The 22911-nt window shown below is 65.1% G+C and carries 21 protein-coding genes; 13 read left to right on the top strand and 8 right to left on the bottom strand.

The window, feature by feature from the left end:
* Positions 1-110: 110 nt before the first annotated feature.
* The 4 genes from FJ957_RS20155 to FJ957_RS20140 all read left to right on the top strand — a co-directional run bounded on the left by FJ957_RS20155 (position 111) and on the right by FJ957_RS20140 (position 3500).
* Positions 111-884, top strand: a complete 774-nt coding sequence (locus FJ957_RS20155; protein ID WP_140834428.1) for an alpha/beta hydrolase — start codon at positions 111-113, stop codon at positions 882-884.
* Entirely contained in the window at positions 884-2026 is a 1143-nt protein-coding gene (locus FJ957_RS20150; protein ID WP_140834426.1) for a benzoate/H(+) symporter BenE family transporter, read from the top strand. The genes FJ957_RS20155 and FJ957_RS20150 overlap by 1 nt, the downstream gene beginning before the upstream one ends.
* 115 nt (positions 2027-2141) lie before the next feature.
* Positions 2142-2621, top strand: a complete 480-nt coding sequence (locus FJ957_RS20145; RefSeq protein ID WP_140834424.1) for a DUF2852 domain-containing protein — start codon at positions 2142-2144, stop codon at positions 2619-2621.
* Positions 2622-2741: 120 nt separating this feature from the next.
* Positions 2742-3500, top strand: a complete 759-nt coding sequence (locus FJ957_RS20140; RefSeq protein ID WP_140834422.1) for a M48 family metallopeptidase — start codon at positions 2742-2744, stop codon at positions 3498-3500.
* Positions 3501-3759: 259 nt separating this feature from the next.
* On the opposite strand, the gene FJ957_RS20135 is transcribed toward FJ957_RS20140, so the two are convergent.
* The gene (locus tag FJ957_RS20135; RefSeq protein WP_140641788.1) at positions 3760-3975 is read right to left on the bottom strand and encodes a hypothetical protein; all 216 of its coding nucleotides are present in this window, start codon (positions 3973-3975) and stop codon (positions 3760-3762) included.
* Between the two features lie 110 nt (positions 3976-4085).
* Here FJ957_RS20135 and FJ957_RS20130 point away from each other — a divergent pair, with 110 nt between their 5' ends.
* The 5 genes from FJ957_RS20130 to FJ957_RS20110 all read left to right on the top strand — a co-directional run bounded on the left by FJ957_RS20130 (position 4086) and on the right by FJ957_RS20110 (position 9318).
* Complete coding sequence (locus tag FJ957_RS20130) at positions 4086-4745, top strand: phosphoribosylanthranilate isomerase (RefSeq protein WP_140834812.1); 660 nt, start codon at positions 4086-4088, stop codon at positions 4743-4745.
* Positions 4746-4772: 27 nt separating this feature from the next.
* Positions 4773-5993, top strand: coding sequence for a tryptophan synthase subunit beta (gene trpB / locus FJ957_RS20125; RefSeq protein WP_140641786.1), 1221 nt, complete (start codon positions 4773-4775; stop codon positions 5991-5993).
* 2 nt (positions 5994-5995) lie between these two features.
* A complete protein-coding gene (gene trpA, locus FJ957_RS20120; protein ID WP_140834420.1) occupies positions 5996-6835 on the top strand; it encodes a tryptophan synthase subunit alpha in 840 nt (279 codons plus the stop codon).
* 94 nt (positions 6836-6929) lie between these two features.
* Positions 6930-7856, top strand: a complete 927-nt coding sequence (gene accD, locus FJ957_RS20115; protein ID WP_140834418.1) for an acetyl-CoA carboxylase, carboxyltransferase subunit beta — start codon at positions 6930-6932, stop codon at positions 7854-7856.
* Between the two features lie 136 nt (positions 7857-7992).
* Positions 7993-9318, top strand: a complete 1326-nt coding sequence (locus FJ957_RS20110; RefSeq protein WP_140834416.1) for a folylpolyglutamate synthase/dihydrofolate synthase family protein — start codon at positions 7993-7995, stop codon at positions 9316-9318.
* A gap of 22 nt (positions 9319-9340) precedes the next feature.
* Here FJ957_RS20110 and FJ957_RS20105 read toward each other — a convergent pair whose 3' ends face one another.
* From FJ957_RS20105 to FJ957_RS20095, 3 genes are all read right to left on the bottom strand, one after another.
* Positions 9341-9754 carry a type II toxin-antitoxin system VapC family toxin gene (locus tag FJ957_RS20105; RefSeq protein WP_140834413.1) on the bottom strand — a complete coding sequence of 138 codons (414 nt, stop codon included), beginning with the start codon at positions 9752-9754 and terminating at the stop codon, positions 9341-9343.
* A complete protein-coding gene (locus FJ957_RS20100) occupies positions 9751-9999 on the bottom strand; it encodes a type II toxin-antitoxin system VapB family antitoxin (protein ID WP_140834411.1) in 249 nt (82 codons plus the stop codon). The genes FJ957_RS20105 and FJ957_RS20100 overlap by 4 nt, the downstream gene beginning before the upstream one ends.
* Before the next feature lie 135 nt (positions 10000-10134).
* Positions 10135-10800, bottom strand: a complete 666-nt coding sequence (locus tag FJ957_RS20095; protein ID WP_140834409.1) for a GntR family transcriptional regulator — start codon at positions 10798-10800, stop codon at positions 10135-10137.
* A 319-nt stretch (positions 10801-11119) separates the two neighbouring features.
* On the opposite strand from FJ957_RS20095, the gene FJ957_RS20090 reads away from it, so the two are divergent.
* The 4 genes from FJ957_RS20090 to FJ957_RS20075 all read left to right on the top strand — a co-directional run bounded on the left by FJ957_RS20090 (position 11120) and on the right by FJ957_RS20075 (position 15285).
* Positions 11120-12394: an aspartate aminotransferase family protein gene (locus tag FJ957_RS20090; RefSeq protein WP_181180638.1), complete on the top strand. Its 1275-nt coding sequence runs from the start codon at positions 11120-11122 to the stop codon at positions 12392-12394.
* A 72-nt stretch (positions 12395-12466) separates the two neighbouring features.
* A complete protein-coding gene (locus FJ957_RS20085; protein WP_140834405.1) occupies positions 12467-13426 on the top strand; it encodes a TRAP transporter substrate-binding protein in 960 nt (319 codons plus the stop codon).
* A gap of 51 nt (positions 13427-13477) precedes the next feature.
* A complete protein-coding gene (locus tag FJ957_RS20080) occupies positions 13478-14008 on the top strand; it encodes a TRAP transporter small permease (protein ID WP_140834403.1) in 531 nt (176 codons plus the stop codon).
* The gene (locus FJ957_RS20075; protein WP_140834401.1) at positions 14005-15285 is read left to right on the top strand and encodes a TRAP transporter large permease; all 1281 of its coding nucleotides are present in this window, start codon (positions 14005-14007) and stop codon (positions 15283-15285) included. Before FJ957_RS20080 ends, FJ957_RS20075 begins: the two co-directional genes overlap by 4 nt.
* Positions 15286-15324: 39 nt before the next feature.
* On the opposite strand, the gene FJ957_RS20070 is transcribed toward FJ957_RS20075, so the two are convergent.
* The 4 genes from FJ957_RS20070 to addB all read right to left on the bottom strand — a co-directional run bounded on the left by FJ957_RS20070 (position 15325) and on the right by addB (position 22866).
* On the bottom strand, positions 15325-15606 hold the full coding sequence (locus FJ957_RS20070) for a cupin domain-containing protein (RefSeq protein ID WP_140834399.1): 282 nt from the start codon (positions 15604-15606) through the stop codon (positions 15325-15327).
* Positions 15607-15839: 233 nt separating this feature from the next.
* Positions 15840-16163 carry a thioredoxin gene (gene trxA, locus FJ957_RS20065; RefSeq protein WP_140834397.1) on the bottom strand — a complete coding sequence of 108 codons (324 nt, stop codon included), beginning with the start codon at positions 16161-16163 and terminating at the stop codon, positions 15840-15842.
* A gap of 74 nt (positions 16164-16237) precedes the next feature.
* Positions 16238-19750: a double-strand break repair helicase AddA gene (addA, locus tag FJ957_RS20060; RefSeq protein WP_140834383.1), complete on the bottom strand. Its 3513-nt coding sequence runs from the start codon at positions 19748-19750 to the stop codon at positions 16238-16240.
* Positions 19747-22866: a double-strand break repair protein AddB gene (addB, locus tag FJ957_RS20055; protein WP_140834381.1), complete on the bottom strand. Its 3120-nt coding sequence runs from the start codon at positions 22864-22866 to the stop codon at positions 19747-19749. The genes addA and addB overlap by 4 nt, the downstream gene beginning before the upstream one ends.
* Between the last annotated feature and the right edge of the window lie 45 nt (positions 22867-22911).

The following is a 22911-nucleotide window of genomic DNA, read 5'->3' as shown; positions in this document are numbered from 1 at the left end:
CGGAAAATCACCTGCCGCCTGGCAATTGTCTGCACCAAGCAAAGAAACGCGGCGAGCACTTTTCGTTGAACCACCGCCTGTGCCAAAAGACCGACCGAGAGGACAAGCTCATGGCCGCCAGCGCTCCGGTTTTCATCGATGTGGACGGGTCGGACATCGCCGTCAGGCAGGCGCCTGGCGCTGCGCCCGGCGTGGTCTGGCTCGGCGGCTACAAGTCCGACATGCTGGGCACGAAGGCGGAGACGCTTGCCGCCTGGGCCACGAGCGAAGGCCGTGCCTGTCTGCGCCACGACTATTCCGGCCATGGCGAGTCGGGCGGCGCGTTCGCCGACGGCACGATCTCCAGATGGCTGGCCGAGAGCCTTGCCGTCTTTCGCCGGTTCAGCCAGGGCAAGCAGATCTTGGTCGGCTCCTCGATGGGGGCGTGGATCGCGCTGCGCATGGCGCAGGAGCTGCGCAAGGCGGGCGACACAAGGGTTGCCGGCCTGGTTCTGCTCGCCCCGGCGCCTGATTTCACCATCGAGCTGATCGAGCCGGTGTTGACCGGCGCGCAGCGCCGCGATCTCAAGGAAAAAGGCTTCTTCGCCGAGCCGTCCGACTATTCGGACGAGCCTTATATCTACACGCGCGCGCTGATCGAGGATGGCCGCGCCAACCGGGTGATGACCGGGCCGATAGACACCCATTGCCCGGTGCACATCCTCCAGGGCCTGGCCGATCCGGACGTGCCTTCGGGCCATGCGCTGAAGCTGGCCGCGATGCTGCCCGCCGACGACGTGACGCTGTCGCTGATCCCGGACGGCGACCATCGCCTGTCCCGCCCCGAGGATCTCGATATGCTCAAGCGAGCCGTAGGCGACATGGTCAAGCGAGCTGCGGGATAATGCGCATCTCCATCCCGATATCCGCCTTCGTCGCGGCGATCGTCGGCTTCGGCGGCACGCTGGCCCTCGTCATCGCCGCCGCCAAGGCGGTCGGCGCCACGCAGATCGAGACCGCAAGCGGCGTGACGGCGATCTGCCTGGCCATGGTCGTGGAATGTCTGTGGCTCTCGTGGCGCACCAAAATGCCGGTCATCACCGCCTGGTCGACGCCCGGCCTGGCGCTGATCGCGGCCTCCAGCGGTTTTACCATGCCGCAGGCCGTCGGCGCCTTCATCGTCACCGGCATCCTTTTGGTCGCCACCGGCCTGTTCGGGCCGCTGACCCGGCTGATCGCCAAGATCCCGGCCTCGGTCGCGTCCGGCATGCTGGCCGGCATCCTGGTTAGTTTCGCCGTCAATGCGGTGAAGGCCATTCCAGCCGACCCCTGGCTGATCCTGCCCTTGATCGCCGCCTTCTTCGTCATCCGCCTGTTCAACCCGGCTTTATCGGTGCTGGTGGTGCTGGTCGGCGGCGGCCTCGCCGCTTTCCTCACCGGCCGGGTCGGCAGCCTGCCGGCGCCGGAACTGTCGACATTGACGTTCATTGCGCCGCAATTCACCGTCTCGGCGATCATCGGCCTTGCCCTGCCGCTCTATCTGGTCACCATGGCCTCCCAGAACCTTTCCGGTCTCGCCGTGCTGCGTGCAGCGGGCTACCATCCGGAGCCCGGTCCGCTGATCGGCGTCACCGGTCTGTTTTCGCTGCTCTCGGCGCCCTTTGGCGCCGCTACCACCAATCTTGCGGCGATCTCGGCCGCCATCTGCACCGGCCCCGATGTCCATCCCGACCCGGCCGAGCGCTGGAAGACCGGGCCGTTCTATGCGCTCGCCTATCTGGTCTTCGCGATCTTCGGCGCCTCGCTCGTGGCGATCTTCGCCGTTCTGCCGCAAAGCCTGATCGTGCTGGTCGCGGGGCTCGCCTTGACGGCGCCCTTGGCCAACGCGCTGTCGATCGCGCTGAAGGATGAGGCCGAACGCATGCCGGCCACCGTCACCTTCGCCGTGACGGCTTCGGGGCTCACGCTCTTCGGCGTCGGCGCCGCATTTTGGGGGCTGGTCGCCGGAATGGCAGTGCTTTTCCTCGAGAAACTCAAAAAGCGATAATCATTTCAGATGCTTCGCCGGTTTTGGCCGGACTTGCCTTGAATAGCCTATTTCGCCATCCCATTTCGATTCCACGCAGCCGGTTTGGCTGTCTCCAACGGAAGGATTGGGAGAAATGAATACGACTGCATTGATCCGTCCGGCCTGGACGCCGGCCACCATCGCGCTGATGGTCGTCGGCTTCATGGTGTTCTGGCCGCTCGGCTTCGCCATGCTCGCCTACATCATCTGGGGCGACCGGCTCGATGGCTTCAAGCGCGACGTCAACCGCGCCACGGACGGCATCTTCGCCGGCTGCCGCCGCGGCTCCGACAAGGCGGTCCGCTGGGGCCACGGCTCGGCCCGCACCGGCAACGTCGCCTTCGACGACTGGCGCGAGAAGGAACTCGAGCGCCTCGCCGAGGAGCGCCGCAAGCTGGATGAGATGCTGACCGAGTTCGACGACTACGCCCGCGAACTGCGCCGCGCCAAGGACCAGGACGAGTTTGACCGCTTCATGGCGAATCGCAACAAGTCGACCGCGCCGACCACCACCGGCTCGACCGACAAGACCGCTCCCAAGCGCGGCAAGGGCACGACCCTGCTTGACGACTAAGATCCGGCGACAGGTCTTAGGCTGATAAAACGGCGTCGCGCGAGCGGCGCCGTTTCTTTTTTGTTCTCTTTGTAGCTTCCCTCCACTGGCCGTTTTTTTCGAATCGCGTATCGTCCAGCCATGACCCTCGGCTTCTTTCGCAATCTGACCAAGCCAAAGCCCACGCCTGTCGTGGAGCGCGAACATTGCGTCGCCGGCCGCACGCTGCCGCTCAAGATCGTCGAGAGCGCCCGAGCCCGGCGGCTCACGCTGCGCATCGATTCCGGCGGCCAGGGCCTGCGCGTCACCGTGCCGCCCGGCCTGCGCCGCGGCGAGGTGGAGAAATTCCTCGATCGTCACCAGGACTGGCTGGAACAGCGGCTGGCCAAGGTGCCGACGAGGCCGCAGGTGCGCCCGGGCATCAGGATCCCGATCCGCGGCGTGCCGCACCGTATCGTGCATGAGTCTTCGAGGCGCGGCACCGTCACCGTCGGGCGCGACGAGCGCGGCCCGCTCCTGATCGTCCATGGCGAGCGCATCCACCTGCCGCGCCGCATCGCCGATTACCTCAAGCGCGAGGCCAAGAAGGAGATCGAGAAGCTGGTGGTGAAGCACACCGAGGCGATCGGCAAGCGCGCCAAGGCGATAAGGTATAAGGATACCTCCAGCCGCTGGGGGTCATGCACCTCGGAGGGCAATCTTTCCTTCTCGTGGCGCATCATGATGGCGCCGCCGGCGGTGATAAACTACCTCGTGGCGCATGAGGTGGCGCATCTGAAAGAGATGAACCACGGCCCGAAATTCTGGAAACTGTGCGAAAAACTCTGCCCGGACACCGACCGCTGCAAGGACTGGCTGAAGCGGAATGGTGGGGCGTTGCAGGCGATTGTTTTTGAGTAGGGTGGCCGCTGTTGCGAGGCGTGTGGGATGGAGACGCCGAGTTCCTTCGCGCCCCCCTCTGCCCTGCCGGGCATCTCCCCACAAGCGGGGAGATTGGCAGCTTCGGCGCCCCGCTCTTCCTGCCGCGCTGGTGATTGGCGAAAGCCGGCGTGACGTCTGATCTCCCCACTTGTGGGGGAGATGTCCGGCAGGACAGAGGGGGCGCTGTCCCGCCGACCTCCTGCTATTTTGCGCTTATACCCACGCCGGCGTTGATCCCTCAATCGTCATTCGCCGCATTCAGTTCCTCCGGCCGCAGTCCTTCCTCGGAATGCGGCCAGGGCAGGAAATTCCGATCGAACGCGTCGCCGCTGAAATACTCCAGCGCCCGGTGCGCCTCGGCGCCGTTATAGGCGGCCTTGTCCATCAGATGCGCGATCACCTCGCGCGCCTGCGCGATCTTCTGCTTCAGTTCGGCGACGGTCCGGTCGGCCATGCGTATCGTTCTCCCGCCTGTGGTTCCTATATCAACGTAGTGTTTTCTGCAGAGCCGGCAACAGCATGCTTTTTCTCGACTCTTTGGCCGTTTCGTGCCAATCCCGCGCCATGACGCTCGACATCAAGATCTGCGGATTGAAGACCGACGCCGCGATGACCGCCGCGCTTGCCGGCGGCGCCAGCCATGTCGGCTTTATTTTCTTCGCCAAGAGTCCGCGCTATGTCGAGCCCGCCGAGGCCGGACGCCTGCGCGAAGCGGTGCGCGGCAAGGCCAAGGCGGTCGCCGTCACCGTCGATGCCGACGATGCCTTCCTCGACGAGATCGTCGCCAAGATGCAGCCGGACATGCTGCAACTGCACGGGTCGGAAACGCCCGGGCGCGTAGCGGAGCTCAAGGCCCGCTATGGCCTGCCGGTCATGAAGGTGTTTTCCGTCAGCGAGGCAGCCGACCTCGAGCGGATAAAGCCGTTCGTCGGGATTGCCGATCGTCTCATGTTCGACGCCAAGCCGCCGAAGGGATCGCAGCTTCCGGGCGGCAACGGCGTCGCCTTCGACTGGCGCGTCCTTGCCGGCCTTGACGCCGGGCTCGATTACATGCTTTCCGGTGGGCTCAACGCCGCCAATATCGGCGATGCCCTGAGACAGGCCAATCCGCCCGGAATAGACGTTTCGTCCGGTGTGGAAAGTGCTCCGGGCGTCAAGGATCCGGCGCTGATCGAGCAGTTTTTCCGGGCCGTCAGGGCCGAGCGCGACGACCGCGCCGCCTGAAGCACAATTCACACTAGGAGATCGGCGATGAACAAGCCGGCAATGCCCAATTCCTTCCGCACCGGGCCCGATGAGCAGGGCATGTTCGGCATTTTCGGCGGTCGTTTCGTCGCCGAAACGCTGATGCCGCTGATCCTCGATCTGGAAAGGAACTGGAACGAGGTCAAGAACGATCCAGAGTTCAAGGCCGAATTGCAGAACCTGTCGACCCATTATGCCGGGCGGCCATCAAAGCTCTATTTCGCCGAAGGGCTGACGAAGCATCTCGGCGGCGCCAAGGTCTATTTCAAACGCGAGGATTTGAATCACACCGGCTCGCACAAGATCAACAACTGCCTCGGCCAGATACTGCTCGCCAAGCGCATGGGTAAGAAACGCATCATCGCCGAGACGGGTGCGGGCCAGCACGGCGTGGCTTCGGCAACCGTCGCCGCGCGCTTCGGCTATCCGTGCGTCGTCTACATGGGCGCCACCGACGTAGCCCGCCAGAGCCCGAATGTGTTCCGCATGAAGCTGCTTGGCGCCGAGGTGCGGCCGGTCACCGCCGGCCACGGCACGCTGAAGGACGCCATGAATGAGGCCCTGCGCGACTGGGTCACCAATGTCGAGGACACCTATTACCTGATCGGCACCGCCGCCGGCCCGCATCCCTATCCGGAGCTGGTGCGCGACTTCCAGTCGGTGATCGGCACGGAAGCCCGCGCCCAGATGCTGGAGCAGGAAGGCCGGCTGCCTGATGTCATCATCGCCGCCGTCGGCGGCGGCTCCAACGCCATCGGCCTGTTCCATCCCTTCCTCGACGACAAGGACGTCCGCATCATCGGCATCGAGGCCGGTGGGCGCGGCCTCGACGGCATCGAGCACTGCGCCTCGATGAATGCCGGCAAGCCAGGCGTGCTGCACGGCAACCGCACCTATCTGTTGCAGAACTCGGACGGCCAGATCCTCGACGGCCACTCGATCTCGGCCGGCCTCGACTATCCGGGCGTCGGCCCCGAGCATTCCTGGCTGCGCGATTCCGGCCGCGTCCAGTATGAGCCGATCCTCGACGACGAGGCGCTGGAAGCCTTCCAGCTCACCACCCGCGTCGAAGGCATCATCCCGGCGCTGGAATCGGCGCATGCCATCGCCCACGCGATGAAGATCGTGCCCAAGATGGACAAGGACCAGATCGTCATCGTCAATTTGTCCGGCCGCGGCGACAAGGACGTGCACACGGTGGCGAACATGCTGGGCATGGAGATCTGACAATGACCACCCGCATCGACCGCCGCATGGCCAAGCTCAAAGCCGAAGGCCGCCCGGCTTTGGTCACCTATTTCATGGGCGGCGACCCGGACTACGATACCGCCTTGGCCATCATGAAGGCGCTGCCGGGCGCCGGCAGCGACGTCATCGAACTCGGCATGCCCTTCTCCGATCCGATGGCCGATGGCCCGGCGATCCAGGCGGCGGGTCTTCGAGCGCTAAAGGGCGGGCAGACGCTGGCCAAGACGCTGAAGCTGGCGTCCGAATTCCGCGCCGGCGACGACGAGACGCCGATCGTGCTGATGGGCTACTACAATCCGATCTACATCTATGGCGTCGACCGGTTCCTCACGGATGCCAAGGCGAGCGGCATCGACGGCCTGATCGTCGTCGACCTGCCGCCGGAGATGGATGAGGAGCTTTGCATTCCGGCGCTGAAAGCCGGCGTCAACTTCATCCGCCTGGCGACGCCGACCACCGACGACAAGCGCCTGCCCAAGGTTTTGGAAAACACCTCCGGCTTCGTCTATTATGTCTCGATGACCGGCATCACCGGCTCCGCGCTCGCCGACACCGCCAAGGTCTCGGCCGCTGTCACCCGCATCAAGGGCCACACGGCGCTGCCGGTCTGCGTCGGCTTCGGCGTCAAGACCGCCGAGCAGGCGCGTGTCATAGGCGCCTCGGCCGATGGCGTCGTCGTCGGTACGGCGATCGTCAACGCGATAGCCAATGTGCTTGGACCGAAGGGCGAGAAGACCGCCGATCCGGCCGAGGCCGTCGCCACCTTGGTCAGCGGTCTTGCCCAGGGCGTCCGCTCGGCCCGCCTTGCCGCCGCCGAATAGCCTGACTATTTGTTGCCGAGCAATTCCGGCCGGAAAACCGCCACAGACTTTTCCTGGAATTGCTTGAAGTCCTTTCCAGGACAGGAGCCGAAGCATGAACTGGATCACCAATTACGTCCGCCCGAAGATCAATTCGATGCTCGGCCGGCGCACCGACATGCCGGAAAATCTCTGGATCAAGGATCCCGAGACCGGCGAGATGGTCTTCCACAAGGATCTCGAATCCAACCAGTTCGTCATCCCGGCTTCCGGCCACCACATGAAGATCTCGGCCAAGGAGCGGCTGAAATACTTCTTCGACGACGGCAAATATGAGGTGCTGGAAAACCCCAAGGTCGTCGTCGATCCGCTGAAGTTCCGCGACGAGAAGCGCTACACCGATCGCCTGAAGGAGGCGAAGGCCAAGACCAGCCTCGAGGACGCGATCCTCAACGGCGCCGGCACCATCGACGGCCTGCCGGTCATCGTCACTGTGCAGGATTTCGCCTTCATGGGCGGCTCGCTGGGCATGGCCGCCGGCGAAGCCATCGTGCATGCCTTCGAGGTCGCGCTGCAGCGCAAGCGGCCGCTGATCCTGTTCGCCGCCTCCGGCGGCGCCCGCATGCAGGAAGGCATCCTGTCGCTGATGCAATTGCCGCGCACCACGGTCGGCGTTGACCGGCTGAAGGAAGCCGGCCTGCCCTATGTCGTCGTGCTGACCAACCCGACCACCGGCGGCGTCACCGCCTCCTACGCCATGCTGGGCGACGTCCAGATCGCCGAGCCCGGCGCCCTGATCGGCTTTGCCGGCCCGCGCGTCATCGAGCAGACCATCCGCGAAAAGCTGCCCGACGGTTTTCAGCGCGCCGAGTATCTGATGGAGCACGGCATGGTCGATATGGTCGTCTCGCGCCTTGAGATGCGCCAGACCATTTCCCGGCTCTTGAAGATGCTGCTCAAGATGCCGGAGACCGAGAAGCCGCTGGAACCGGAGATCCTGCCGCCGGCAGTGGTCAATGCCGAGGCGCGGCCGCAAGCCTGACGCGATATCGGCCTGGCGCGACATCGCTCGCCGCGAACCGCGATTTGCGCCGCCCGTTGCGTGCTGTAGCCTCTGATTTGTGCACGGCTCGTTAGAACCGATTCCCGGTTTCGGGACCGTGCGCTAGGATTCCATCATGACAACGCTTTCCGCCGAACGCGAAATCGAACATCTGATGACGCTGCATCCGAAAGGCTTCGACCTTTCGCTGGACCGTGTCACGCGGCTTCTCGAGCGCCTCGGCAATCCGCAGGACCGGCTGCCGCCGGTCATCCACATCGCCGGCACCAACGGCAAGGGTTCCTGCGCTGCCTTCTCGCGCGCGCTGCTGGAGGCGGCCGGCCACCTCGTTCACGTCCACACCTCGCCGCATCTGGTGAACTGGCATGAGCGTTACCGGCTGGCGGATGAAGGAGGCGGCAAGCTCGTCGATGACAATATCTTCGCCGAGGCCATCGCGCGTGTCGCCAAGGCCAATGGCGGCCAGAAGATCACCGTCTTCGAGATCCTCACCGCCGTCACCTTCATCCTGTTTTCGGAGCATCCGGCGGAGGCGGCGATCATCGAGGTCGGCCTCGGCGGCCGCTTCGACGCCACCAATGTCATCGAGCGGCCGGCGGTTTCGGTGGTCATGCCGATCTCGATGGACCACGAAGCCTATCTCGGCGACCGCGTCGAGCTGATCGCCGCCGAAAAGGCCGGCATCATGAAGCGCGGCTGCCCCGTGGTGATCGGCGCCCAGGAAAGCGACACCGCGCTTCAGGTGCTGATCGAGACGGCCGAGCGGCTGGATTGCCCGACCGTGGTCTATGGCCAGGATTTTCTCGCCTTCGAGGAAAACGGCCGCATGGTCTATCAGGACGGAGACGGGTTGATGGACCTGCCCTCGCCGCGCCTGCCGGGGCGCCATCAATACGCCAACGCCGCGGCGGCGATCGCCGCCGTCAAGGCGGCCGGCTTCGAGATCGGCCACCGCGCCGCCGAGCGGGCGATGACCCAAGTCGCCTGGCCGGCACGCATGCAGAAGCTGACCCAGGGCAAGCTCGTCGACCTGGCGCCGAAGGGCGCGGAGATCTGGCTGGACGGCGGCCACAATCCAGGCGCCGGCATCGTCGTCGCCGAGGCTTTGGCCGAGCAGGAGGAAAAGAACCCGAAGCCGCTGGTCCTGATCTCCGGCATGATCAACACCAAGGACCAGGCCGGCTATTTCAGCGCCTTCAAGGGGCTGGCCCGCCATGTCTATACCGTGCCGGTGAACAACAGCGATGCCGGCGTGCCGAATGACGAGCTGGCCTTGCGTGCCGAAGAGGCCGGGCTGTCGGCCGAGCCGGTCAGCTCCGTCGCCAGCGCGCTGATGCTGTTGCGCGACAGTTGGGACGGCCCGGCGCCGCGCATCCTGATCGGCGGTTCGCTCTATTTTGCCGGCGCCGTGCTGGCCGAGAACGGCACGCCGCCGACCTGAAGCGATCGGTCCGAGAGTCGCTTCAGAAATCCCACGGTGAGATAAGGTCAAGGTTGACGGAGCCAAAGTCGGTTAGATTGCGTGTCGCCAGCCGACCGCCGTTGACGCGTGCGATCGCTGCAATCATGCCGTCGGGAGCCGACATGCCACGGCCTTGGCGCCAGGCCGCCCCCATAATCTCGCCATAAGCCAGCGCGGCCTCCTCCGTCAGCCCGAAAATTCGATCGGCAAAACGGTGGCGCCATCGAGAAAGCCCTTGCTCCAGGCGGTCGGCTCGTTCATCGGGTCGGATCTTCTGGATGCCGAATGCGATTTCAGCAATCGCCACGGTGGAAAGAGCCAACTCGGCGTCGTTCCGGACAAGCCAGGCCAGAACGGCTGGATCTGGTGCCTTCTTAAGGGTTTCCGAAATCACGTTGGTGTCGACGAAAATCAAAGGTCAGGTCCCTTATGGACCTGCCGGCCTTTGCGGATGACGTCCTCCAGATCGACATCGGCACCACAGCCGGACACCAGGCGGGTATAGAAAGCGGTCGCGGGTTCGCGTCCTGCTTCACGGATCTCGTAGGACTCAAGCGCACGCTCGACGATGTCGGCTATCGAACGGTTTTCGCGCCGCGCAAGTCGATGAGCAAGGTCCCGTGCCTTGGCGCTGCGTACTGAGAGTTGTGGTTCGGCCATCTGAAGCTCCGTTGAAGGAGAATATATGTAGATTGAACTCTGCCATCAAGATGGCAGGTGATGGCTTGTCACGGACCGACAGCGGCAACGCCGCCGACCTGACGGCGCTCCGTCGTCGCCATATAAGGCGCAATCTCAGCGGCTCGCTGAGGCCATGCTCGATACAAGCTCTTCGGCGTCGGCATCGGCATGGCGGATGGCCAGCTGGAATGCCGTGTCGGCATCGCCGCCGACGATCGCGGCGACCAGCGGTTCGTGCAGGGTCGGTATGTCGTGCAGATTGTTGTAGAACCGGTCCGTCAGCCGCAGGAACATCCGCGTCTGGCCCTCGAGCCTTTCGTAGATATCCATCAGCCGACGGTGCCCGGAGATGCCGATGACCGTCCGGTGGAATTCGAAGTCCAGCTCCATCAGCTTCTTGCGATTGCCGTTCGAGGCCGCCGTCTTCATGGCCGCAACGATGTCGGTCAGCTGCTTGCGGCCGGCCTCGTCTATGCGTTTCGCCGCCAACCGCGCGCCGAGCGCCTCCAGCGAGTCTCGCAGCATCGAGATTTCGTAAACGTCGGGCTTTTCCACGGTGATGACGAAATTGCCTCGTCGCGGCCGATAGACGATCAGTCCTTGCGCCTGCAGATATTTGAGGGCGCCACGGATCGTGCCCTGGCTGACGTTGAAGCGCGCCGCAAGGTCGAGCTCGATGAGCCGAGTGCCGGGCTCGATCTCGCCATCGACGATCGCTGCCCTCAGCGCCTTGCCGATCTCGCTTTCCAAGGACGGGTGGTTGTCGCCCGAGATTCTCATGGGTCTGGAGGTTCCCTGTCCTGTGCTTCCGAGCCGCTTCAAGTCGTTCCTTTTGTCCAGTACGGACCGGCGATGGCCACCCGCCTGCTACGGCGATGGTCACCGGCCGCCGCTGCGCGCTTCCAGGGCGGGCGGCTTCCTCCCGGGCAACCCCACGGCGAGTTCTCTAGCAGATCGAATGGCGGAGGTCATGACTCTTATCATTTATCGATAATCGATATTGACAGCTTTGCCGACTTTCGCGATTGTCGCCGACGTCAGACGGGCGGGGGTAATGTCACCAATCTTTTCGAGAGACTATGCGGCGGAGCTACCGAAGGTGGCTCACGGCAGCGGCGTCTATGTCTACGACACCGACGGAAAGGCCTATCTCGACGGCATGGGCAGCGCCGGCGTCGTCGGCATCGGCCATGGCCGCACCGAGATCTATCGCGCTCTGGCCGACGCCGGCAACAAGGTGACATTCGCCTACACGGCCACCTTCACCCACCCGTGGCAGGAACAGCTCGCAAGTTCGATCCTGTCAGTGGCGCCGAAGGGCATGGAGTCGGTCTATTTCGTGTCCGGCGGCTCGGAAGCCAACGAGACCGCGTTGAAGCTGGCGCGGCAATACCATCTGGAGCGCGGCGACACGCAGCGCCACAAGATCATTTCGCGCTGGCAGAGCTACCACGGCGTCACCATCGCGACCCTGTCGCTGTCCGGACGCACGAGCTGGCGCACCCCATACTCGCCCTATCTGCTGCCGGTGGTGCATATTTCGCCGCCTTACGAATATCGCTGCGCCTATTGCCGCGACAATGGCGGCTGCACGCTGGACTGCGCCGACGAGCTGGAACGGGCCATCAACCTCGAAGGCCCTGAGACGGTCTCCGCCTTCTTCGCCGAAACCATCGTCGGCACCACGGCCTCGGGGCTTGTGCCGCACAAGGATTACTACAAGCGGGTGCGCGAGGTCTGCGACCGCTACGGCGTCCTCTTCGTTGCCGACGAGGTGCTGGCCGGCTACGGCCGCACGGGTGTTCCTTTCGCGATAGCCGACTGGGATGTCGCCCCCGACATGATCACCTGCGGCAAGGCGATCGGCAGCGGCTACGCGCCGCTGGGCGCGGTGCTGGTCAACGACCGCATCACCGACTTCTTCCGCGACAATCGCAAGCGTTTCGTCCACGGCTTCACCTATAGCGGTCATCCGGCGTCCTGCTTCATCGGCCAGCAGGTCTTCGACATCATGTCGAGGGAAGGCCTGTTCGAGCGGCCTGGCCGGATCGGACAATATCTTGCAAGCCGCCTGAGGCAGCTTCAGCAGCGCCATGCCTGTATCGGCGACGTGCGCGGCAGGGGGCTCTATGCCGGGGTGGAATTCGTCGCCGACCGCGCCACGCGCCAGCCTTTCCCGGTGGAAAAGGCGTTCACGTCGCGACTGGTAGCCGGCATGCGCGAGCGCGGCGTGATCGTTGGCGGCGGCGTGCCGGGCGCCAATTTCGGTCAGGGCGGCGATCATATCCAGATCACGCCGCCATATATCGTCACGGAGGAAGAGATCGACATCATCATCGACACGCTCGACGAGGTCATCACCGAGCTCGTTTGAAGGTCATCAACCGGCGCGCCGCGGGAGGCAGGCCGAACTCGAAACCAACCACAAAGAAGAAGGGGAATTGCAATGCTCAAATCGATACTCGCTGCCGCCTGCATTGCGGCGCTGACCACCGTCTCCGCCCAGGCGGGCGTCACCATCAGGATCGGCGGCGCCGGTTCGCCCGACAGCCCTGACACCAAGGCCATGGAGGTGTTCAAGCAGAAGATGGAGGCGGAGCTGGGCAGCGACGTGTCGATCCAGCTTTTCCCGAGCTCGCAACTCGGTACCGTCGACGAAATGGTCGAGCAGGTGAAAGGCGGCGTGCTCGAGTGCATGTATGAAAGCGTCGGCGATCTCGGCTCCTTCCATCCGGCGGCCAATGTCGAAGGCGTTGCCTATCTCTATCGCGACGAGGATCACTTCTTCCGCATCTGGCGCGGCCCGGTCGGCAAGGAGATTCTCGACACCATCGCGAAGGATGCGGGCTTCCGCGTGCTTGGACCGGCCTTCCATGGCTTCCGCCAGTTCCTGCTGACCAAGCCGGCCGAAAGCCTGGCCGACCTCCAGGGCCGCAAGATCCGTGCACCAGGCATTCCGGCCTACATCGCTTCGATCCAGGCGCTTGGAGCCAACCCGGCCACCATTCCCTTCGAGGAAGTCTATACCGCGATCCAGCAAGGGGTGGTCGATGGCGTCGAGCAGCCTCTCGTGGCAATCAAGGATCAGCGCTTCTATGAAGTCGCCAAGCACCTTTTGATCACCAACCACATGGCCGAGACGATGGGCTTCATGTGCGGCGAACCCTGGTACCGAGGCCTCGACAAGCGGGTGCAGGACGCCTTCATCAAGAGTGCGGACGCAAGCGCTGACTGGTACCGCGACTACACCGACTCCTCCCAGGCAAAGGTGCTGGAAGAGCTGGTCGCTCAAGGTGTCGTAGTCCATAAGCCTAACCTCGACGAATTCATCGCCAAGGCGGCAGCGGACTCGAAATACGACGCCGCCTTGCAGCCCTACATCGACAAGATCCGGGCGGTTAAGTAGCAACTGGCGTCCGCCCTTCCCTGGGCGGACAGTTCCAGTCGGAGATTCTCCATGGGCAACCTGCTCGCATCCGTGGGTAACGGGCTGCGCCGCGTGCTCGGCTTCCTTGTCGGCGCGGCGCTGCTCGCGATCGTCGTCCTGGTCTGCATCCAGGTCTTCAGCCGTTATTTCATCGGCGCGCCGACTCCGGGGCTGGCGGAAATCTCGCGCATCCTGTTCATCTGGATGACGTTCCTTGGCGCCGCGCTGCTCGTGAGCCAGCGTCAGCTCATCGTGATCGACCTGCTGCATGACCGGTTGAGCAGAGGCATCTTTACCCGGCTGAAGGTTCTCGTGGACATCGCGACCGCGGTGTTTCTTGTCTTCCTTGCCGTTTATGCACGCCATCTGATGATCGTGGTCGGGCAGAAGATCGCGCCGGCGACAGGCGTCAGCTTCGGCTGGTTCTACGGCGCGTTGCTGGCCTTTTCGGTCCTCGGCCTGATCTTCATCCTGGAGCGACTGCTCGGTGCAAACCGCGCCGGACAGGAAACGGCTTCGGCTGCCGAAAGGCCCGTTGCACAGGAAGGTGTCCAGTCATGATGATGCTGCTGGTGCTGTCGGCCGCGTTCCTGGTGCTCGCCTTGCTGGCCGTCCCGGTTGCCATCGCACTCGGGCTTTCGGCCCTGCTGGTGATCGCCATCTGGGGCATGCCGGGCTTCATTCTCGCGCAGAAAATGGTGAACGGCATCGATTCCTTCCCGCTGCTTGCCGTCCCCTTCTTCATTCTGGCGGCCTCGGTGATGAACAGCGGCGGCATCACCACGCGCGTCGTCGATCTTTTCTCATCGATGCTCGGTCGCATCCGCGGCAGTTCTGGCGTCGTCAATGTGGGGACGAACGTCTTTCTCGCCGGCATCTCCGGATCGTCGGTCGCGGACGCTTCCGCAAGCGGCGCCCTGCTCATTCCGGAAATGCGCAAGGATGGCTACTCCGGCGGCTTCGCCGCGGCGTTGACGGCGGGCGCGGCGGTCATCGGCCCGATCATCCCGCCCAGCATCCCGCTGGTGATCTATGGCGTGATCGCCCAGGTCTCCATCACCAAGCTCTTCGTCGGCGCCTACATCCCCGGCATCCTCATCGCCCTGGCGCTGATCGCCTATGTGACCTCCTATGCCCGCAGGCACCAGCTTCCGGCGCGCGGGCGGCCGTCATGGGGCGTGATCGGCAAACAGTTCAAGGGCAGCGCATGGGCGCTGTCGATGCCGCTGCTGCTGGTCGTCGGCGCCAAGGGCGGCCTGTTCACGGTCACCGAGCTCGGCGCGGTGCTGGTGCTCTATGCCATCTTCATCGGTTGGGTCATCCATCGCGAATTCAGCTGGCGGCAGTTCCCGGAACTGCTGACCGATGCGGGGCTGCAGACCGCCAACATCATGCTTGTCGTCGCGGTCTCGTCCTTCATCGCCTACCTTGTCGTCGTGCATGGCATTCCGGCAGACATTCAAAGCCTGCTCCACAATGCCGACCTGTCGCAGTGGGAGTTCCTGCTGCTGGTCAACGTGGTTTTCCTGGTGGCGGGAATGTTCCTCGATTCCACGCCCGCGACCATCATTCTGGTGCCGATCTTCCTGCCCGCCGCCAAGAGCTTTGGCGTCGATCCAACGCATTTCGGGCTGGTTATCGTGCTGAACCTGATGGTCGGTCTGATCCATCCGCCTTTGGGGCTCAATCTCCTCATCACCCAATCGATCGCCAAGGTGCCGATGCGCGAAGTGATCTGGGCCAGCCTGCCGATCGTCGCGATCGTGCTGGCGGTGCTGCTGATTATCACCTTCGTACCGCAAACGGTGCTCTGGCTGCCCGGCGTGATGGGCCTGTAAGGAACAGCCGCGAGGCGATCCGACGGCAGGTAGGAACGGCTATTTCAGCTCGATCTCGATGAAAGCATACTCGCCGTCATTGGCGTTGATGACGTCGTGCTCGACGCCTTCCCGCCGGAAATAGGGCGCTCCCTTCTTCATTTCGGCAAAGGACTCGCCGTCCTCGGTCACCAGCTTCACCTTGCCGTCCATCAGCGGCACCACGACATAGTCGTGGCCATGGCGGTGCCAGCCGGTGTTGGCGCCGGGCGCGAAGCGGTACTCGGTCACGATGACGCGTTCGTTGTCGACGTGAACTGTGGCCTTGGCTGTTCCGGTCATGGCGCTCTCCTTTTTCTGAAGCAGAGAGTATGACGTGCCTGTGTGCGAGGGCCAGAGCGCGTCGAGCGATGACGCCAAAGAAAAAGCCCGGCGCGATTGGCCGGGCTCATTCCTTTAGCGCGTTTCACCGTTTCACGGAAATGACGAACCGCTCTATCTCTTTGTTTCTACGCAATTCCGGACGGAAAACCGCTCACACTTTTCCTGGAATTGCTCTAGATATCCAGATTGGCTCAGGCGATGGCGCCGTTGATCCAGTGCGACAGCGCCGTCTTCGGCGCGGCGCCCACCTTCATGTCGGCCACTTCGCCGCCCTTGAAGATCATCAGCGTCGGGATCGAGCGCACGCCAAACTGCGCGGCAAGCTCGGGATTCTCGTCGATGTTGAGCTTGGCGACCTTCACCTTCGAGCCGAGCTCGTTGGCAATCTCTTCCAGCGACGGGCCGATCATCTTGCACGGGCCGCACCACTCCGCCCAGAAATCCACCACGACCGGCTCCTTGGCATTGAGCACATCGGCCTGGAAATTGCCCTTGTCGACCTTGACGGTGGCCATGCTGAAATCCTTTCGAAAACGCGGGTTGCACCAAATGTGGTGGTTGTGGCGGCGATGTTCAAGCAGTTCTTGTGTCACGCTCCCGTGAGTCGGGCAAGGGCATCGTCCATGGCCTTGGCCGGCAGCTCGATCAGCCGCGGGGCCTCGGTGAAGAGCAGCGCCGCCGTCACCTCGCGGCCCGGATAGAGCGGCTCAAGCAGCGCGCGGTAGAGCGCAAGCTGCAGCACATAGGCCGGCGGCACTTCCGTCAGGTCTTCGGGCGGCGGCCGGTTGGTCTTGTAGTCGACGATCGACACTTTTTCGGGTGTGACGGCCAGTCGGTCGATCTTGCCGGAGATCGAGCGCAGCCTGCCCATCACCTCGAGGCTGCCCATCACCGCGACTTCCGCACGTGAGGACGGCGAGAACAATGCGCCGAAGCGGCCGTCGGACAGGATCGCAAGTACGGCGTCCAGCGCCCTGTCGCGTTCACCATCCGGCCAACCCGCGCCGGCGCGCGCCAGGTAGCGCTCGGCCGCGCCTTGCCTCTCGACATCTGCGATGCCGGGCAGCATCTGCAGCAATTTGTGCAGCGCCAGCCCGCGCACCACCGCGAAGCCGGGCTCGGCCTCGGCGTCGAGCACCGGCGAGCGCGTGTCAGCCACGGCTTCTTTGGCCTCGTCGATCAAGGTCGAGGCGCCGGAAGGCGAAAGCGGCCGCGGCAGTTCCTCATAGGGCGGCAGCGGCAGGAACAGGGTTTCCGGCAGCTGTGCGGTATGCTCGAACGGTCTTGTCTCGTCCGTGCTGGCCGGCGCCACTGGCGGCAGCTTCGTCATGTGGAACCGGTGCACGGCCACATCGGCCGTGGCCGGATGCCGGCGCTCGGAACTCTCGGGCGCACCGAGCAGCGCGCGGCTGACAATCGAATGCCACGTGCCGGGGCTGGGCTGGCGCTTGCCGTGATAGCCGCAGACGATCAGCCGGTCCTCGGCGCGCGTCATGCCGACATAGAGCAGCCGCCGGTATTCGTCGTCCGCCAGTTCGCGCGCCCGGATCGAAGCCGCCTTCGAGACGCCATTGGCGACATCGCTGGCCGAGCGCCACAGATAGCCCTTGCCCTTCCAGTGCGCGCCCGAGCCCTCGAACGGCATCAGCCGCGGCAGATGCTGGTCGCTGAACGGCGCCGAGCCGCCGTCGACCAGGAAAACCACCGGCGCCTCCAGGCCCTTGGCGGCGTGCACGGTCATGACGCGGACCTCGTCGCGCGTCTGGTCCATCTCGCGCTTGATCTCGGGACCGGCATTTTCCAGCGTCGACAGGAAGGACTCCAACCCCGGCAGGCCGGTGCGTTCCTCGGCCAGGCAGAAACTCAAGAATTCGTCCAGGATGTCGCCGGCTTCGGGCCCCAGCCGCGCCGTCATCTTGCGGCGCAGGCCGTCACGCGCCAGCACCGCGGCATAGAATTCGAACACCGGCTTGAACGCCACTTCGCTCGCCCAGGCGTCGAGCCGGCTAACGACAGCGGTGAGCGCGACATCTTCCGCCACATGATGCCGCAGCGAAGCGATCAGCGACTGGCCTTTCGGCCTCGAGCCAGCGAGCGCCAGCAACGTCTCCTCGGAGACCTCGAAGATCGGACTGCGCAGCACCGCGGCCAAGGAAAGATCGTCTTCCGGCTGGACCAGGAAATGTCCGAGCGCGATCAGGTCCTGAACGGCGATATGGCCGGGCAGGCTCAGCCTGTCGGCGCCGGCGACCGGGATTTGCCGGTTCTTCAGGCTGCGCGACAGCGCATGGACGAAGCGGTCGCGCTTGCGCACCAGGACGAGGATGTCGCCGGCGGCCAGTTTCCTACCCTTGCCTTCGATCACCTCGCCGCTGCGCAGCCAGGTCTGGATGGTCGCGGCCACATGCTCGGCCACGCGCACGGCCGGCGCGCTGGCATGGTTGACCGGCAAGGTCCAGTCGTCCGGCTCCTCGACCATCTCGGCGCCGATCGAAGGCCACACCTCGACATAGCCCGGCGCATCATTGCGGATCGCCTTGTGGCTCAGCGGATCGGGATCCTGGCTGATGCCGCGCCTGACACCCGGTTCGGCGAAGACGCGGTCGACCGCGGCCAGCACGTCGTCGCTCGAACGGAACGACCAGGTGAGTTTGAGATTGGCGAAGGCGGCTTCCGCATCGCGCACGCGGCCGGCGAACAACAGCCGGCTTTCAGCGAAGGAATCCGGCGCCGCGCCCTGGAAGGAGTAGATCGACTGCTTCTCGTCGCCGACGGCAAAGACGGTTCGGCGCACCGCTTCGCGCTGGCCAAGCCCGGCAAAGAACTCTTCCGTCAGTTTCTTCACCACTTCCCACTGGTCGGGACTGGTGTCCTGTGCCTCGTCGAGCAGGATGTGGTCGATGCCCTGGTCGAGCTTGAATTGCACCCACGGTCCGGCATCGGGCCGCGACAGCAGGCTCACGGTGCGGGTGATCAGATCGTTGAAGTCGAGAAAACCCCGCCCGCGCTTCAACTGCTCGTAGCGCGCGATCAGCCAGCCGGCGACGGTGAGCGCCGCCGCTGTCCCTTCCAGCATGCGGAACAGCGCCAGCCGGTCGGTTACCTCGAGGATCGCCTTGGCCGCGGCCAGATAGCGATCGGCCAAGTCCGGCAGCCGGTCGACCAGCGCCTTCCTGAAGATTTTGGGAGGATCGTAAGGGTCGCCGTCCGCACGCAGGAATGCTTTGGCGAGCAGGCGCAGCCGCCGGATCGGATCGGCCTCGGTAAAGGCGGTCTGCGCATAAGGCAGCACATTGTTCAACACCTGCTTGGCGTCGGCGGCTTCGGCGGCCTGCGCGAATTCGGCGAACTGGCCAGTCGAAAAGCCAGGCAGCGGCCACAGCGAAGCGGCTATATCCTCGGCCGTCTGTCCAGGCCTGAAGCCGAATTCGGCGAACAGCGGCCGGAAGTCCCGATCCCTGCCGAGCTTGGCGATGAAATCGCGCAGCTCGCCGCGCTTGCCGACGATTTCGCCAAGCAGCGTGTCGAGCCCGAACTCGCCGCCGCGTTCCAGCACGGTGGCGAAGGCCTCCGCCAGGCCTTCGCCGCCTGCGCCTGCGCCGGAGATCATGTCGCGGCGGGCATCGGCGAACAGCGAGGCCTCCATCTGCGGATCGAGGATCTCGAAATGCGCCGGGATATTGGCTTCGAGCGGGAACTGGTGCAGCACGGATTCGCAGAAGGCGTGGATGGTCTGTATCTTCAGCCCGCCCGGCGTCTCGAGCGCCTCGGCGAACAATCGCCGCGCGCGCCGCATCATATCGCGGTCGGCGCCGCGGCTGTCTAGCGCCGCGATCCTGACCGTCAGCTCCGCATCGGGCAGCGCCGTCCATTCCGACAGGGTCGAGAACACGCGGTTCGACATGTTGGCGGCGGCGGCCCGCGTATAGGTGAGGCACAGGATCTTCGATGGGTCGGTGCCGTTGAGCAGGAGCCGGATGACGCGCTGCGCCAAGACATGCGTCTTGCCCGAGCCGGCATTTGCCGACACCCAGGCGGAATAGGCGGGATCTGAGGCGCGCGCCTGGCTGGCCGCGGTATCGGAGGGGATCGGATACTTCATCCTTCCGCCTCGTCTTCGCTGGCGCCGCCGGCCGACCATTCCAGCACGCGCGCCAGATGGTCGTAGTCGCCGTCGGCTTCGCCCTCACGGAAGGGCAGGGCGCGCGACAGATAGCCGGCGGACGGGTCGGCATAATGGAAAAGCAGCCGCTCCAGCCGCGCCCAGGCTTCCTCGGAGAGGTCGTTGGCGGTGCGGGGCTTGCGGTTGTATTCGAGGATCGATTCCTCGAACACCTCGCCATTCGGCTTCAGCCGCACGAAGGCAAGCTGCGAGGGCTCGCGGATGCCCAGTTCCTTGAAAGCGCCGCGCCTCAGCAGCGCGCCCTCCAACGCAAGCTGCGGCGACAGCAGCGTGTGCGCCTGCGCTTTCGAGGGTGAGGAGCCTGTCTTGTAGTCGAGGATGTCGGCCATGCCGCCGGCAAGCAGGTCGACGCGGTCGGCATAGCCGGAAAGCGTCACGCCGGTGCGGCCGACAACCGTTTTGTCGGCGCGCTCCTCGGCATAGCGCTTCGCCACCGCATCGGCGCGGCCATGCTCCCATTCGATGATGTTTTCGGCGAGCTTTTCGAAGCGCGGCCACCAGATGGCCTCGATGTCCGACGGAAGCTTTGCGTCGGCAAAGCAGGCACGGCCCGCTTCGATGAGGCTTTGCAGCGCGTTTGGTGCCGTGGGGTCTTCGACGCTGCGCGAAAACAAATGCAGGATTTCGTGGAACAATGTGCCGCGTTCGGCGGCGCCCGGATCGCGGATAAGCGGCTCCAGCGGCATCAGGCCGAGGATGCGCCGTGCGTAGACAGCGTAGGGGTCGCGGCGCAACGTCTCGATCTCGGTGACCGAGAAATGCTGCGGGCGCATGCTGAGCGGCGGCTTCGGCTGCGGGCGGGGGGCAAAATCCTTCTTCTCGCCGGCATCGAGCGCTCGCGCCCAGGCAAGCAGCGCGTCGCCGCGCCCACGAAGTCGTGCCGCCGGCTCCTTGCCGATGAAGGTCAGGATGCGCTGCAGCCAGCGCGACGGCACGGCCGGCGCGTCGCCGGAGCGCGCCGACCGCGTCAGCACGATTGCAGCAGCGCCCGTCGCCATCTGGAAATCATGCGCGGCGAGGCCAATGCGCCGTTCCGGCGGTTCGAGGTCGATGCCGGTCTTCATCAGCCGCGACATGAAGCGGTCGCTCTCGGGTTTGCGCGGCCAGACACCTTCATTGAGCCCGCCGATGACCAGCGTGTCGACGTTCTGCAACCGGGCTTCCAGCGCGCCCCAGATGGCGATGTTGCGGTCGGTGCCTTGCGCCGGCTTCACCGTCTCCGGCGCGATCAGCGCTTCCATCACGTCGGGCCATTCCGAAGCGGCGAAGGTGAAAGGCGAGGACGCCGCCACCAGTCCGCGCAACAGCTCGGCGAGTTTCTCGCCGGCGTCGCCGGCATAGAGTTCCGCCAGACCGCCATCGGCCGCGCGGCCCAGATATTCCAGCGCGACGACGCTCGCGCGCGTCAGCGTCGCGATGTCGGCGTCCTTCTCATCGCGCATCGCGGTGAGCGGCAGCAGCGCCTTGGTAAGGCGGCTAAGCATTTCTTGCGCCTGCTCGATGCCGCGTACGGTCAGGCGCGAAAACCAGAAAGGCTGCCTGGTGTCGCCGCTTAGCTCCGCGAGTCGTGTCTCGAAAAGCGCGCCGAGCGAGGCGACATCGGGGCGCCCCGTGCCGCCGCGCAGCGCCACCAGTTCGACGAGCTCGGCCGCCTTGTGCACGGTCCGGCGTTCGAGACCGAGTCCAAGCAGCGGATGCTTGAGCAATGACAGGAGGCTTACCGGATCGCCGGGCCGGAAGGCGGCGCTCAGCGCGAGCCTGAGCAGGCTGGCGGCAGGCGTGTTGACGAGCGGCGCACCGCCGGAATCGTCGGCGACGACACCGAAGCGCAGAAGCTCGGCCGAAACCCGCCGCGCCAGCGCCCGGTCGCCGGTGACGAGCGCCGCGCGCTTGCCTGGGATCTCCACCGCGCGCTTCAACGCGATGGCGATTGCCGCCGCCTCGTCGCGTTCGTTCGCCGCTTCCACCAGCGTCACGCCGGCAAGCGCCTGTTCGATATCGTGCGCCGTGAAGCGCGGCCGCGTCTCGGTCCAGTACTCGGTGGTTTCGGCCGGCCGCAGCGCCTCGCCGACAAGGGCGGCGCGCAACGCAAGCGGCGGTGGCGCGGCGACGATATCCTCGACGTCGCGGCGCGAAATGCCGATGCTTCCGATCAGCTTGGCGAGGCCGTATTGCGGGTGGCCGAGCGTTGCCGGACGGGCGCCCGGCGCCGTGATCGCCGCGAAGGATGCGTCGTCCAGCTCGCGGTCGAGCCCAGGCAGCACGACCGCGCCGTTGGGCAGGCCGGCGATCACGCCAAGCAGTTCGGCGGTGGCGGGGATGGAGCCGGTCGAACCGGCGGCGATCACCGGCCCGGCCGGCGGGCTGCGCTTCAGCCGCGCCGCTTCCAGGCGGATCAGCGCGCTGCGATGCGCCGCCGGATTTGAGCGGTCGCGCTCCTTGAGCAATTCCGGCCAATTGTCGGTGACGATGCCGAGGAAATCGAGCGTCACCTGCCACCAGCCGGCGAGGTTGCCGGTGACCAGCGTCGCGAGCTTCGCCCAGTCCGTGCCTTCGGTCTCGATCTCGTCCATCAGCCGGGCAAGGTCGCGCGCCAGCCAGATGGCGTCGGCGGCCGAGGCCGGCACGACGAATTCCTCGTTGAACCGCTCTCTGACATGCGCCGGCAGGCTTTCCTTCCAGGCGCGCACCAGCGGCGCCAGCAACAACAGCCGCTCCTGCGCGGCGATCGGCGGCGCGAGATCTATCGCCGGCGCCGCTTCTTCGTCGAAGGCGGCCTCGTCCTCGTCGAACTCGCCGAGCGGCCGCACCGTCGGCAGGATGGCCGAGCGTCTGCCGAGCATGTCGACGAAGGCGCCGCGCAGCGCCCGCGCGGCGCGCCGCGTCGGCACATAGATGGTGGCGTCGGCGAGCGCCAGCGGATCGCCGTCGAAGCGGAAGCCGGGGATCAGGCGTCCACCGAGCAACGCTCCAGCCAGCGTCGGCAGGAACGGCGCTCCGGACGGGATGGAAAGGACGCGGCGCGCGCCGCTCATACCGCATTAGATCGCCGTGCGCCCGTTTGGGCGCACAAAGGACGA

The sequence above is a fragment of the Mesorhizobium sp. B2-4-6 genome (assembly GCF_006442775.1).
In the GTDB taxonomy this organism is placed as follows: Bacteria; Pseudomonadota; Alphaproteobacteria; order Rhizobiales; family Rhizobiaceae; genus Mesorhizobium.
This window is presented reverse-complemented; position numbering and strand designations above follow the sequence as displayed.

What these genes read in the sequence shown, in the direction of transcription:
- FJ957_RS20155 (WP_140834428.1), top strand. Translation starts at nt 111, where the DNA reads ATGGCCGCCAGCGCTCCGGTTTTCATCGATGTGGACGGGTCGGACATC.
- FJ957_RS20150 (WP_140834426.1), top strand. Translation starts at nt 884, where the DNA reads ATGCGCATCTCCATCCCGATATCCGCCTTCGTCGCGGCGATCGTCGGC.
- FJ957_RS20145 (WP_140834424.1), top strand. Translation starts at nt 2,142, where the DNA reads ATGAATACGACTGCATTGATCCGTCCGGCCTGGACGCCGGCCACCATC.
- FJ957_RS20140 (WP_140834422.1), top strand. Translation starts at nt 2,742, where the DNA reads ATGACCCTCGGCTTCTTTCGCAATCTGACCAAGCCAAAGCCCACGCCT.
- FJ957_RS20135 (WP_140641788.1), bottom strand. Translation starts at nt 3,975, where the DNA reads ATGGCCGACCGGACCGTCGCCGAACTGAAGCAGAAGATCGCGCAGGCG.
- FJ957_RS20130 (WP_140834812.1), top strand. Translation starts at nt 4,086, where the DNA reads ATGACGCTCGACATCAAGATCTGCGGATTGAAGACCGACGCCGCGATG.
- trpB (WP_140641786.1), top strand. Translation starts at nt 4,773, where the DNA reads ATGAACAAGCCGGCAATGCCCAATTCCTTCCGCACCGGGCCCGATGAG.
- trpA (WP_140834420.1), top strand. Translation starts at nt 5,996, where the DNA reads ATGACCACCCGCATCGACCGCCGCATGGCCAAGCTCAAAGCCGAAGGC.
- accD (WP_140834418.1), top strand. Translation starts at nt 6,930, where the DNA reads ATGAACTGGATCACCAATTACGTCCGCCCGAAGATCAATTCGATGCTC.
- FJ957_RS20110 (WP_140834416.1), top strand. Translation starts at nt 7,993, where the DNA reads ATGACAACGCTTTCCGCCGAACGCGAAATCGAACATCTGATGACGCTG.
- FJ957_RS20100 (WP_140834411.1), bottom strand. Translation starts at nt 9,999, where the DNA reads ATGGCCGAACCACAACTCTCAGTACGCAGCGCCAAGGCACGGGACCTT.
- FJ957_RS20095 (WP_140834409.1), bottom strand. Translation starts at nt 10,800, where the DNA reads ATGAGAATCTCGGGCGACAACCACCCGTCCTTGGAAAGCGAGATCGGC.
- FJ957_RS20085 (WP_140834405.1), top strand. Translation starts at nt 12,467, where the DNA reads ATGCTCAAATCGATACTCGCTGCCGCCTGCATTGCGGCGCTGACCACC.
- FJ957_RS20080 (WP_140834403.1), top strand. Translation starts at nt 13,478, where the DNA reads ATGGGCAACCTGCTCGCATCCGTGGGTAACGGGCTGCGCCGCGTGCTC.
- FJ957_RS20075 (WP_140834401.1), top strand. Translation starts at nt 14,005, where the DNA reads ATGATGATGCTGCTGGTGCTGTCGGCCGCGTTCCTGGTGCTCGCCTTG.
- FJ957_RS20070 (WP_140834399.1), bottom strand. Translation starts at nt 15,606, where the DNA reads ATGACCGGAACAGCCAAGGCCACAGTTCACGTCGACAACGAACGCGTC.
- trxA (WP_140834397.1), bottom strand. Translation starts at nt 16,163, where the DNA reads ATGGCCACCGTCAAGGTCGACAAGGGCAATTTCCAGGCCGATGTGCTC.
- addA (WP_140834383.1), bottom strand. Translation starts at nt 19,750, where the DNA reads ATGAAGTATCCGATCCCCTCCGATACCGCGGCCAGCCAGGCGCGCGCC.
- addB (WP_140834381.1), bottom strand. Translation starts at nt 22,866, where the DNA reads ATGAGCGGCGCGCGCCGCGTCCTTTCCATCCCGTCCGGAGCGCCGTTC.